At 71.1% G+C, this 11,826-nt stretch carries 11 protein-coding genes, 1 rRNA gene and 1 riboswitch; of the genes, 1 reads left to right on the top strand and 11 read right to left on the bottom strand.

Annotation, left to right across the window (positions count from 1 at the left end; genetic code table 11):
- Positions 1-16: 16 nt before the first annotated feature.
- Positions 17-124: riboswitch (glycine riboswitch) on the bottom strand.
- Positions 125-275: 151 nt separating this feature from the next.
- The gene (locus LUZ64_RS34500) at positions 276-656 is read left to right on the top strand and encodes a PRC-barrel domain-containing protein (protein WP_170116894.1); all 381 of its coding nucleotides are present in this window, start codon (positions 276-278) and stop codon (positions 654-656) included.
- 101 nt (positions 657-757) lie between these two features.
- Here LUZ64_RS34500 and LUZ64_RS34495 read toward each other — a convergent pair whose 3' ends face one another.
- From LUZ64_RS34495 to rrf, 11 genes are all read right to left on the bottom strand, one after another.
- A complete protein-coding gene (locus LUZ64_RS34495) occupies positions 758-2,470 on the bottom strand; it encodes a DNA polymerase IV (protein WP_095583824.1) in 1,713 nt (570 codons plus the stop codon).
- A gap of 194 nt (positions 2,471-2,664) precedes the next feature.
- Entirely contained in the window at positions 2,665-3,279 is a 615-nt protein-coding gene (locus tag LUZ64_RS34490; RefSeq protein WP_095583810.1) for a MerR family transcriptional regulator, read from the bottom strand.
- A gap of 181 nt (positions 3,280-3,460) precedes the next feature.
- Positions 3,461-3,934, bottom strand: a complete 474-nt coding sequence (locus LUZ64_RS34485; protein WP_030874883.1) for a bifunctional nuclease family protein — start codon at positions 3,932-3,934, stop codon at positions 3,461-3,463.
- A gap of 52 nt (positions 3,935-3,986) precedes the next feature.
- Positions 3,987-4,772, bottom strand: a complete 786-nt coding sequence (ftsR, locus tag LUZ64_RS34480) for a transcriptional regulator FtsR (RefSeq protein ID WP_095583809.1) — start codon at positions 4,770-4,772, stop codon at positions 3,987-3,989.
- 42 nt (positions 4,773-4,814) lie between these two features.
- Complete coding sequence (locus LUZ64_RS34475; RefSeq protein ID WP_095583808.1) at positions 4,815-5,675, bottom strand: double zinc ribbon and FHA domain-containing protein; 861 nt, start codon at positions 5,673-5,675, stop codon at positions 4,815-4,817.
- Positions 5,676-5,781: 106 nt separating this feature from the next.
- Entirely contained in the window at positions 5,782-6,618 is an 837-nt protein-coding gene (locus LUZ64_RS34470; protein ID WP_095583823.1) for a DUF881 domain-containing protein, read from the bottom strand.
- 365 nt (positions 6,619-6,983) lie between these two features.
- On the bottom strand, positions 6,984-7,316 hold the full coding sequence (locus LUZ64_RS34465) for a small basic family protein (RefSeq protein ID WP_049715989.1): 333 nt from the start codon (positions 7,314-7,316) through the stop codon (positions 6,984-6,986).
- Positions 7,313-8,212, bottom strand: a complete 900-nt coding sequence (locus LUZ64_RS34460; protein WP_211305132.1) for a DUF881 domain-containing protein — start codon at positions 8,210-8,212, stop codon at positions 7,313-7,315. Before LUZ64_RS34460 ends, LUZ64_RS34465 begins: the two co-directional genes overlap by 4 nt.
- Before the next feature lie 115 nt (positions 8,213-8,327).
- Positions 8,328-10,823, bottom strand: a complete 2,496-nt coding sequence (locus tag LUZ64_RS34455) for a mannose-1-phosphate guanyltransferase (RefSeq protein WP_095583806.1) — start codon at positions 10,821-10,823, stop codon at positions 8,328-8,330.
- A gap of 116 nt (positions 10,824-10,939) precedes the next feature.
- Entirely contained in the window at positions 10,940-11,548 is a 609-nt protein-coding gene (gene clsA / locus LUZ64_RS34450) for a cardiolipin synthase ClsA (RefSeq protein ID WP_095583805.1), read from the bottom strand.
- 158 nt (positions 11,549-11,706) lie between these two features.
- Positions 11,707-11,823: ribosomal RNA gene (gene rrf / locus LUZ64_RS34445) — 5S ribosomal RNA — on the bottom strand.
- Positions 11,824-11,826: the final 3 nt, after the last annotated feature.

Here is an 11,826-nt window from a genome sequence, read left to right as displayed (position 1 = left end):
TGCTTTCCAGAGTGACCTCGTCCATGCGGTACGGGTGCCTGAGAGATTCCGGGGAGGATTTGCTCCTTCGGCGCCTCCGGAGAAGCCGGTGAGGGCTCTCGGAAGACTCTCCCGCACGGGGTCTGCGGCCATTCGCCAGCCTACCAGCGTGGCTTTGGGCAGGGCCTTCGAGTGGCCGGTTCCCGCTTTGTGGCTTTTCGTTGTTGTCGGGGGACGTTGCCAGGGGGCCGGGGATCGGCCGGGGCCCCTGGGGCACTCGGGGCTTCGCGCGACTCTTGGGAGGAACGGTGCAGAGCGATATCGATCCGCAGAGCCTGATCGGCCGCAAGGCATTCGACCGCCACGGCGCGAGGATCGGCACCGTGGACGAGGTGTATCTGGACGACGCGACCGGGGAGCCGGAGTGGGCGGCGGTCCGGACGGGGCTGTTCAGCCGGGACGCCTTCGTGCCGCTGGAGCCCAGCGAGGTCGTGGACGACACCCTGCGGGTCCCCTACGAGCGGGCGCTGATCAAGGACGCGCCGGACTTCGGGGTCGGCCGCCACCTCTCCCCGGAGCAGGAGCTCCAGCTCTACCACCACTACGGGCTCGCCCTCCCCGCACCGGACGCCCCCTCCGACGAGGGCCTCGGCACGGTCAACGGCGCGAACGGCTGACCCTGGGCCCTGTCGGCGGCCTCCGGGACCGTGGCCTCCTCCGGCCGTACGGACCCCCCGCACCCTCGGCGAGCCCACCGGTCTCCGGGACTCCCACGCGGCTACGGACCCTCCGCCCTCACGGACGTCCGCGCGCTCGCGGGACGCTCCGCACCCAGGGACCGCCGCGCTCCCACCAGGCTCCGCGCGGCTGCGGGACCCTCGGCCCCGGCAGGCCCCTGCGTGCGCGCGAGACCCTCTCCGCTCACAGGGCTCTCCGCGCCCACGGCGGCCTCACGGACTTCCACCGGTCCCTGCGCGCCTACGGGACCCTCAGCGCTCACAGGGTCCTGCGTGCCCACGGGGGCCTCCCCGCTCACAGGCGCCTCCGGGTCCGCGGGGTGGCCCTCCGCGGCTACGGGCTTCCGGGCGCCCCCAGGGTCCTCCCCGCTCACGGAGGCCCGCGGGCTGATCAGCGGGAGCGGCTCGCCCGGTTCCAGCGCGGGGTCGTCGACGGCGAAGGTCCGTACCCGGCCGGGCTCCGACCAGGGCTGTTCGAAGCGCACCGTGACCCGGCCGACGCCGCTGCCCTGGATCCAGCCGGCCCCGTACTCGCTGTGCCGCACATCCAGGCCGGGGAGCCAGCGCCGGGGCCGTTCAGGAGCCTCCGGCGCCCCCTCACCCACGGGCGTCGGCTCGCCCGCCACCGCCTCCGCACCCTCCGGCGGGACCGGGAGCTCCGCTTCCGCCGCGGCCGCCTCGCTCGCCGCCTGGGCGAAGAGGTCCTCCTGGGTGTAGTCGGCGAGACCGGTGACGCCCACGCCCAGCAGCCGCACGCCCGCCGTGGTGTCCACGCCGTCCAGCAGCCGCGCCGCCGCCTCCCGCACCACGCCGGGGTCATCGGTCGGCCCGCGCAGCGTCTCCGAGCGCGTCAGCGTCGAGAAGTCGTAGCGCCGCACCTTGATCACCACGGTGCGGCCGGACCGGCCCGCGTCACGCAACCGCCGTACGCACCGGTCGGCGAGGCGGGCGAGCTCCAGCTGGACCCGGGTCCGGTCGGTCACGTCCTCCTCGAAGGTGTCCTCGACGGACACCGACTTGGCGTCCCGCTCGGCGACCACGGGACGGTCGTCGTGCCCGGTGGCCAGGGCGTACAGCCCCGAGCCATGGGCCTTGCCGAGCAGCCGCACCAGCTCCGCCTCGCCCGCCTCGGCCGTCTCGGAGACGGTGGTGATCCCGGCCCGGCGCAGCGTCTCGGCGGTGGCGGGACCGACGCCCGGAACGGCGCGCACCGACATGGGGCCCAGCAGCTCCCGCTCGGTGCCGGGCTCGATGAGGACGAGCCCGTCCGGCTTGGCCTGCTCGGAGGCGATCTTGGCGAGCATCTTGGACCCGGCGAGGCCCACCGAGCCGGTGAGGCCCGTGGCCGCCACGATGTCGCGCCGCAGCCGCTCCCCGACGGCCCGGACGGCGGCCGACGAGGGCTCGACGCCGCCCGCCTCGAGGTCGACGAACGCCTCGTCGAGGCTGAGCGGCTCGACCAGCGGCGACAGCGCGCCGAGCAGCCCCATCACCACCTCGCTGACCTGTCGGTAGACAGGAAAGCGCGGGGTCAGATAGGCGGCGTTGGGACAGAGCCTGCGGGCCTGGGCCGTGGCCATCGCGGAGCGGATGCCGAAGACCCGCGCCTCGTAGGACGCCGTGGCGACCACGCCACGCGGGCCGATGCCGCCGACGACCACGGGCTTCCCGCGCAGGCTGGGCTTGGCCGCCTGCTCCGCCGAGGCGTAGAAGGCGTCCATGTCCAGGTGCAGAATCGTCGGTGCGGCTCTCACACCACCGATGCTGCCGCACACCACTGACAATCGCGCTGATGTGCCAGGCGATTCCGGCGAATCCGGCGGTTCCGGGACCGGCGCCACGCCGGCCCCGCACCCGCCCCGCGCCCGTACAGAGCCGATCCGAGCCGATCCGAGCCCGTCTGTGCCCGCTTCGAGGGATCCACGCCCCGGCCGGGGCGCGGCGCTCCTCAGCCGGCCCGGTTGCGCCGCCTGGCCAGCTCGTCCGCCGGGTTGTGGCCGACGAGGGTCTCCCCGGTGTCCACGCGCTCCCCGTGGAGCTGGGAGAGCACCGCCTCGACGTCCCGCCAGACGACGCCCACGGCGATGCCGAAGACCCCCTGCCCGCCCTGGAGGAGGTCGACGACCTCGTCCGGAGAGGTGCATTCGTAGACCGTCGCGCCGTCGCTCATCAGCGTCATCTGCGGCAGGTCCTCCATGCCGCGCGAGCGCAGATGCTGAACGGCCGTGCGGATGTTCTGGAGCGAGACACCGGTGTCCAGCAGCCGCTTCACGATCTTCAGGACGACGACGTCCCGGAAGCTGTAGAGCCGCTGGCTGCCCGAGCCGTAGGCCGGCCGGACACTCGGCTCGACCAGGCCCGTACGCGCCCAGTAGTCCAGCTGGCGGTAGGTGATCCCCGCCGCCGCGCAGGCCGTCGGCCCGCGATATCCGACCTTGTCGGTCTCCGGCCCCTGCGGTGTGCCGGCCGCTGCCGGGATGACATGACGGGAGGGCTGTTCGACCGCTCCCCCGTACAGCGGAAACGGACTGCCGACCGCCGTACCGTCGCCCATGCTTCTCACGCCGACCTCCGTCCTTGACCTGCCTTCACGACGGTAGGCAGTCACCCGGGGTGCGTCAACGATCGCCACACTCGGCACGCCGAGTGATAATCACCCAGAGAGTGGTTTTACGTATCCCCGCGCCGGGAAAGGCTACTCGAATGCGCCCCTGCGCCCCGGGTTCAGCGACCCGGTGCGCGCCTCACTGGCTGTTGGTGCCGAAGTCCTCCGGCGAGATCTGGTCGAGGAACTCGCGGAACTTCTCGACCTCGTCCTCCTGCTCGTCCGGGATGGCGATCCCGGCGTCGTCCAGCACACCGTCGCTGCCGTAGATCGGCGTACCGGTGCGCAGCGCCAGCGCTATGGCGTCGGACGGCCTCGCGCTGACCTCCACCCCGCTGGCGAAGACGAGCTCCGCGTAGAACACGCCCTCCCGCAGGTCCGTGATGCGGACCTCGGTGAGCTGCTGCCCGACCGCTTCCAGCACGTCCTTGAACAGGTCATGGGTCAGCGGACGGGCCGGCGCCATGCCCTGCTGGGCGAAGGCGATGGCCGTAGCCTCTCCCGGTCCGATCCAGATCGGGAGGTAACGGTCGCCTCCCACTTCACGCAGGAGCACGATCGGCTGGTTGGAGGGCATTTCCACCCGGACACCCACGACATCGAGCTCGTTCACACAGCAACCCTAGGACGTGCCCGGCAGGTTTGGGTAGTCGGGCACTCGCCGGTCAGTGCGAACCCGCGCGCAGAGCGGCCTGCACAAGCGCCGCGTGGAGCCTTACGGACAGCGCCGCGAGCTCGCGCGCGGTGGCCTCCGCATGCGCCCTGGTCTGGGGGTTGCGGTGCCTGCGCAGCGGTGCGACCAGCTGTTCGACCAGGTCGGCCTGGCGGTCGGCGGCGGCCCGCATGGCGCGCAGATGACGGGGCTCCAGACCGAAACGGCCCAGGTCGGCGACGAGCTTCGCCACCGCGACGGAGTCGGCGTGGAATCCGCCGTCCGGGTGGGCGGCGATCAGGCCGTACGACTCCCACTCCACCAGCTCACTCTCCGTGACGCCGGTGGCGCTCAGCAGCTCCGCGCGGCCGATCCGGGCCGCCGTGGGGCGCCCCGAACCCGCCCGCGCCGGGTCCTCCAGGCTCGCCGCGCCCTCGGCCCCGGCCTCCAGGGCGCCCAGGGCGTCCCGGGGCTTGCCGGGGGCGGGGAGCTGGGCCTGCTCCCCCCTGGCGAGCGCGTCGAGGTGCTCCCTGATGACTTTCAGCGGCAGATAGTGGTCCCGCTGCATCCGCAGGACGTAACCGAGACGCTCCACGTCCGCCTCGCTGAACTTGCGATAGCCGGACGGGGTGCGCTGCGGCTCCACCAGGCCCTCCGCCTCCAGGAAACGGATCTTGGAGATGGTGACCTCGGGGAACTCGTCACGCAGCAGATTGAGCACCGTGCCGATGCTCACCAGCCGCCCGCCCGGGCCGGCGGTGCCGGAGGATCCGGCACCGCCCGACGGAGTTCGAAGCATGGCCCTTCCTGGAGGTCCCCCCGGACGTCGTCCGGGGGAGGATCAGATGCCTCGCTGGCTGCCGTAGAAGACCAGACGGTACTTGCCGATCTGCACCTCGTCGCCGTTCTGGAGGGCGACCGAGTCGATCCGCTCACGGTTGACGTAGGTGCCGTTGAGGCTGCCGACGTCGGCGACGGTGAAGCCGCCGTCCTGGCCTCTGCGGAACTCCACGTGGCGCCGGGAGACCGTCACGTCGTCCAGGAAGATGTCGCTCTGCGGGTGCCGGCCCGCCGTGGTCAGATCGCCGTCCAACAGGAAGCGGCTGCCCGAGTTCGGGCCGCGGCGCACCACCAGGAGGGCGGAGCCCAGCGGAAGGGCGTCGACCGCCGCCTGCGCCTCGGGCGAGAGCGTCGGGATCGGCGTCTGGCCGGTGGCCTCCGAGTCGTACGCCTCGAGACCGGAGATGGAGATCGTCGACGTGGTCTCCGAGGCACGCTCGGCGACGGCACCCGGCCGCAGCGGCGCGCCGCAGTTGGAGCAGAACCGGCTGGCCTCGGCGTTCCGGTGGCCGCACCTCGTACATACCGGCAAGGCATACCCTCCAGCCGCGCTTGAGGTCGCTGGTGCTCCGAAACCTATGGGCCCACCTGCGGCGGGGTCAACAGCGGACCCGCCGTGTCCGTGCTGGACATCGCCGGACCCACCCACCTGGTCCCGGAACAGCGGGCGCCCTTCCTGGGTGCCTTCCCCGCCTTCCGCGGGGCGCGACGCCCGGTGGCGGGCGTTGCCGCCCTCCTGGCGTGCGCTCTTGCCGAACAACTTCGCAAACAACTTCACGGGCGATTCCCCTTGACCGAAACAGACCCGCCCGTGGGGCAGGACAAACCCTCGATGCACACACCGTCCGACCTGGACATCCATACAACGTCCGTGGTCAACAGACAGTTTCCACCACGCACCCTCGACTTGGTGCGCCGACCCCCCGCAACCTCGTGGCCTCCGCGTGAAGCCCCCATGCCCGCCCGCCTCACTGCGATGACGACCGAGCGTAGTCAGGCCGCTTCGCCGGGCGCAAGGCATCGACAATGATCTTCTCAGACCGCTGGACCGTGATGCCCGCCCGCTCCTTCTCCAGAGTCTGCACCGTTCCTCCGGGGATGTTCAGGGCCGGCTCCAGGTCCTGCGGCTTGCCGATCACCTTGAACCGGTAGGGCTGGGAGACCTTTTTGCCATCGATCTCCACCTTCCCCGCCGCGCCCGAGAAATAGGTGTCGGCGGCGATCCGTACGTCGTTGATCTGGATCGCCTCCGCTCCCGCGGCGCGCAGCTCCTGGAGCGCGTCGAGCAGTTTGTCCGGCTCGACCGCCCCCTTGGGATCGCTCACCGTGAGCTCGATGCCGGGTCCCTCGGCCGCCACGGTACCCGCGAGGACCCCGAGCTGCTGTTCCTTCTGCGCGGTCTGCTTGCGGGCCTCCGCGGCCTGGTTGGAGCTGCTCTCCAGCTCGGTGCGCTGCCCCTCCAGCCGCCGCTTCTCGTCCTCCAGCCGCTTGGTGCGGTTGTCCAGCTCGTCCAGGATCCGGACGAGGTCCTCCTGGCGGGCGCCGCGCAGGGCGCTGGTGTCGTTGGTCGAACGGACCTGGATGGCTAGGCCGAGGCCGAGCACGCAGAGCAGCACGGCGACGGTCAGCTGGGCCCGGGTCACCCGCGGCGGCCACAGACCGTTCACCAGGCGCTGACGGCCCGTCAGGGGAACGGCCTCGGGTGGTGAGGGCGGGATCTCGTGCGCGGACCCCGGCAGCGGCCCGGAATCCTCCTCGGCCGAGGGACCGGCCGCGGGACCGGCCACCGGCTCGGGACCCGGCACGGCCTCGGGCCCGGCCTTCGTCTCGGGACCGGCCTCCGATTCCGCTTCCGTTGCGCGGCCCGGCTCCGGGGTTACGGCCCCGGCCGGCCGCTCCGGCTCGCCGGCCTTCGCCGGCGGACGCGGCGACTCCGGCTTTCCCGGCCGCTTCGCGGCCTTCCGCTCCTTCCCCGGCTCCGCGCCGGGCTCGCCGGCAGAGGCGTCGGCGGACGCCTCCCCGGCGCCGTCGGCCGGAACGCCCCCGGGGGCCCCGGAGGGGCCTTCGGCGGCCGTCCCGCCCGGCGTACCGGCGGACCGGACTCCGGACGCTCCGGCGGGCTTCTCGTCGCGCCCCGGCTCCTCCGGGGTGTCGTCGGTGCTCATCCCGCTCACGCCCGGAAGACGTGCCGCCGGATGGCGGCCGCGTTGGAGAAGATCCGGATGCCCAGGACGACCACGACGCCGGTGGACAGCTGCGCCCCGACGCCGAGCTTGTCGCCGAGGAAGACGATCAGCGCGGCCACCACCACGTTGGACAGGAAGGAGACGACGAACACCTTGTCGTCGAAGATGCCGTCGAGCATCGCGCGGAGCCCGCCGAACACCGCGTCGAGTGCCGCCACGACGGCGATGGGCAGATAGGGCTCGACCGCCGTCGGCACCACGGGGCGGACGACAAGTCCGACCACGACTCCCACGACGAGGCCCAATACGGCGATCACGATGTGCCCTTCCCCTGCGGCTTTGCGTTACGTACGATCAGGCTCGGCGCGGCCGGCAGCCGGACCTCGCTCTGGGCGGAGATGCTCGTGCGAACCCCGAAGCCCTCCTGGAGAGCGCGGAGGTAGTGCCCGTCGGCGCTCCGCTGAAAGGCCGTGACCAGCCGCTCTCCGTCCCCGACCGCCAGCACCGTGTACGGCGGCGGCAGCGGCTTGTTGTCGACCAGTATGGCGTCACCGGCGGCCCTGATCGCGGACAGCGCCGTCAGCCGCTGCCCGTTCACCGCGATCGCCTCCGCCCCCGACTGCCACAGGCCGTTGACGATCCGTTGCATGTCGCGGTCGCGCACCCGGCCCGTGTCGGAGAAGCCGCTGCTCTCGCGCGGTCCGCCGGCACCGCTCTGCTTGGTCTGCTTGGCGTCGTCGACGACCAGCTTGAGGCCGGGCCCCTGCACGGCGGTGGCCCCGGCGAGCAGGGCCACCAAGTCGGCCTTGTCCCCGCCGTGTTTCTCCAGCACGTCGCGCTGCTTGGTGCCGACGGCGTCCCGGAGGGTGTCGACGTTCTTCTGGAGCGCGTCCGCGTCGGAGGACTCCTTCTGGATCCGGTCGATGAGCTGCTGGCGCTCCTTGGCCAGTGTCGGAGCCGATATCCGCGCCTGGGCCGCGCCCAGCGTCACCACCACCGCGGCGAGCAGCAGCGCGGCCGCGAGCCCCAACTTGGCGCGCAGGGCGGTGGGCAGCTTCTGCCCGCCCTCCGCGGCACGCCGGGCGGCCGCCTCCGCGTAGCCCTCGTCGAGGCTGTGGTCCATCACATTGGTCAGCAGCGACATCGAGGCATCGGGGCGCGGGGACGGCGTTGCCGTCCTCCGAACGGGGGGCTGCTGCGACATGCCGCACATCGTCGCACGTCGGGGGTGCCGTCTCCCAATGGCCCCACCGGCGTGCCGGATCCCGGATACGGAGAAGAACGCGACCCGCCGGGCCCGGTGAGCCGGGGCCCGGCGGGTCGGGGCGTCAGCGCCCGGCGCCGTCCACGACCGCCGACCACTCGTCGAGCAGTGCCTGGGCCGAGGCGTCGTCAGGCCCTTCCGCCCACAGGTGTGTCACGGCCTCGGCCGGGTCGGGCAGGACCATCACCCAGCGGCCGTCGGCCTCGACCACCCGGACGCCGTCGGTGGTGTCCACCGAGCGGCCCCCGGCCGCCTCGACGACGTGCCGCATGACGAGCCCCTTGACGGCCCACGGCGTCGCCAGGTCCCGGCGCAGCACATGGGCCCGGGGGATGCGGGCGTCTATCTGGCTGAGCGTGAGCTGAGTGCGGGCCACCAGCCCGATGAGCCGTACGAAGGCGGCGGTGCCGTCGAAGACACTGCTGGACTCGGGCACGATGAACCCGCCGCGCCCGTCCCCGCCGAAGATCGTCGTCTCGGCGCGGCCGACCCTGGTGAGGTCGTCGGGTGACGTCGTCGTCCACTCCACCTGGGTGCCGTGGTACGCGGCCACCTGCTCGGCGATACGGGTCGTGGTCACCGGCAGCGCCACTTTGCCGCTGCGGCGCTCGGCGGCGACCAGGTCGAGGAGGACGAGCAGGGCCCGGTCGTCCTCGACGATGCGGCCGCGCTCGTCCACGAGCGAGATCCGCTCGCCCACCGGGTCGAACCGCACCCCGAAGGCGGCCCGCGCCGATGCCACGATCTCGCCGAGCCGGACCAGACCGGAGCGGCGGGTCTCGGCGGTCTCGGTCGGGCGTGCCTCGTCGAGGCCGGGGTTGATGGTGAAGGCGTCCACGCCGAGCCGGCCGAGGAGGCTGGGCAGGACGAGGCCGGCGCTGCCGTTCGACGCGTCGACCACGACCTTGAGCCCGGCCTCGGCGACCCCGCTGGTGTCCACGGACCGCAGCAGGGAGCCGGTGTAGGAGTCGTAGACGCTGGAGGGGAAGGACAGGTCGCCGATCTCGCCGGGGAAGGCGCGCCGGTACTCCTGGCGGGCGTAGACGCGGTCGAGCTTGCGCTGGCCGGCCTGGGAGAGGTCGGCGCCGCGCTCGTCGAAGAACATGATGTCCACGGAGTCCGGCACCCCGGGCGAGGTACGGATCATGATGCCGCCGGCGCTGCCCCGGGCGGTCTGCTGACGGGCGACGGGCAGCGGGACGTTTTCCAGGTCACGGACGTCTATGGCGCTGGCCTGGAGCGCGGAGATCACCGCCCGTTTGAGCGCCCGGGCGCCGCGGGAGTGGTCGCGGGCCGTGGTGACCGTCGAGCCCTTCTTGAGCGTGGTGGCGTACGCTCCGGCGAGCCGCACCGCGAGCTCCGGGGTGATCTCCACATTGAGGATGCCCGACACCCCGCGGGCGCCGAAGAGGTGCGCCTGGCCGCGGGACTCCCAGATCACCGAGGTGTTGACGAAGGCTCCGGCCTCGACGGTCTTGAAGGGGTAGACGCGGACATTGCCCTGGATAATCGATTCCTCACCGATCAGGCACTCGTCCCCGATGACGGCTCCGTCCTCGATCCGGGCGGCGCGCATGATGTCGGTGTTCTTGCCGACGACGCAGCCGCGCAGATTGCACTGCTGGCCGACGTAGACGTTGTCGTGGACGACGGCCTTGTGGAGGAAGGCGCCGCTCTTGACGACGACGTTGGAGCCCACGACGGTGTGCTCACGGATCTCGGCGCCGGCCTCGACCTTCGCGTAGTCGCCGATGTAGAGGGGGCCGCGCAGCACGGCGTCGGGGTGGACCTCCGCGCCTTCGGCGACCCAGACTCCGGGGGAGATCTCGAAACCGTCTATGTCGACGTCGACTCTTCCCTCGAGGACGTCGGCCTGGGCCTTGCCGTAGCTCTCGTGGGTGCCGACGTCCTCCCAGTAGCCCTCGGCGACGTACCCGAAGACGGGTTTGCCCTCCTTCATCAGCTGCGGGAAGACATCGCCCGACCAGTCGACGGGCACATCGGCCTCGACGTAGTCGAAGACCTCCGGCTCCATGACGTAGATGCCGGTGTTCACGGTGTCGGAGAAGACCTGGCCCCAGGTGGGCTTCTCGAGGAAGCGGTCGACCTTGCCGCTCTCGTCGACGATGGTGATGCCGAATTCCAGGGGGTTGGGCACCCGCGTCAGACAGACGGTGACGAGGGCGCCCTTCTCCTTGTGGAAACGGATCAGATCGGTGAGGTCGAAATCGGTGAGGGCGTCCCCGGAGATCACCAGGAAGGCATCGTCCTTGAGCGCCTCCTCGGCGTTCTTGACGCTGCCCGCCGTGCCGAGTGGCTTTTCCTCATTGGCGTAGGTGAGCTCCATGCCCAGTTCCTCGCCGTCGCCGAAGTAGTTCTTGACGAGGGAGGCGAGGAACTGCACGGTCACGACGGTCTCGGTGAGTCCGTGCCGCTTGAGCAGTCGCAGCACATGCTCCATGATCGGCCGGTTGGCCACCGGCAGGAGCGGCTTGGGCATGCTCGAGGTCATGGGGCGAAGGCGCGTGCCCTCACCGCCGGCCATCACGACGGCCTTCATGTCGGAAGCGTCCTCCTCGGGAGACGACGGTCATTTCCGACTGCACGCGCCCCGGCCGGTCTGCGTATCTCACATACGGCAACCGGCCCTGGTAAGGCTCCGGAACTCCGGCGAGGTCAGTCGGACTTGCGATCCGCCTTCACTAGGCGGCGGACCTGGACCACATAGAGGATCCCTGCCCACCAATACAGGGTTGTACCCCATCCGGCGAACGCCCATCCGAAAATCGCGGCGAGTGAGCCCAGCCAGCCGCCACCGTCACTGAGAAGCAGCAACGGGAACGCGTACATCAGATTGAAGGTCGCGGCCTTCCCGAGGAAGTTGACCTGCGGCGGTGGATAGCCGTGACGTCGCAGAATCCACACCATGACCAGGAGCATCGCCTCGCGCGCGAGGAGTGCCGCGGTCATCCAGAGCGGAAGGATCTCCCTCCAGGTGAGGCCCACGAGGGTGGAAAGGATGTAGAGCCGGTCGGCGGCGGGGTCGAGGAGCCGGCCGAGGCTGCTGATCTGATTCCAGCGCCGGGCGAGCTTTCCGTCGAGGTAGTCGCTGACGCCGCTCAGCGCGAGCACCAGCAGTGCCCATCCGTCGCTGTTGTGGCCGTCGATGACCGGCCGGAGGATCAGCCACAGGAAGAGTGGGACACCGACGAGGCGCGCCATGCTGAGGATGTTCGGGATGGTGAGGACACGGTCGGTCTGGACTCGCGTCTCCTGGACCTCCACCCGGGGGCCTCCTGTGGGGGAAATGTACCAACGATGCCCCATGACCCTACCCTCAGCCCGGGGCGGGCCGTGCAGAGGGGTCGGCGGGGAAGAAGGGGAAACGCAAGAAAGCCCCTTGGGGACCGAATTCGGTCCCCAAGGGGCTTTCTTCAAAATTTGTTCGGCGGCGTCCTACTCTCCCACACGGTCCCCCATGCAGTACCATCGGCGCTGAAAGGCTTAGCTTCCGGGTTCGGAATGTAACCGGGCGTTTCCCTAACGCTATGACCACCGAAACT

Source organism: Streptomyces albireticuli (assembly GCF_021228125.1).
Lineage (GTDB): Bacteria > Actinomycetota > Actinomycetes > Streptomycetales > Streptomycetaceae > Streptomyces > Streptomyces albireticuli.
This window is presented reverse-complemented; position numbering and strand designations above follow the sequence as displayed.

Excerpts from the sequence above, each read along its gene's own strand:
- ftsR (WP_095583809.1), bottom strand. The coding sequence starts at position 4,772 with ATGCTTCGAACTCCGTCGGGCGGTGCCGGATCCTCCGGCACCGCCGGC.
- LUZ64_RS34475 (WP_095583808.1), bottom strand. The coding sequence starts at position 5,675 with ATGGATGTCCAGGTCGGACGGTGTGTGCATCGAGGGTTTGTCCTGCCC.
- LUZ64_RS34460 (WP_211305132.1), bottom strand. The coding sequence starts at position 8,212 with ATGTGCGGCATGTCGCAGCAGCCCCCCGTTCGGAGGACGGCAACGCCG.
- LUZ64_RS34455 (WP_095583806.1), bottom strand. The coding sequence starts at position 10,823 with ATGAAGGCCGTCGTGATGGCCGGCGGTGAGGGCACGCGCCTTCGCCCC.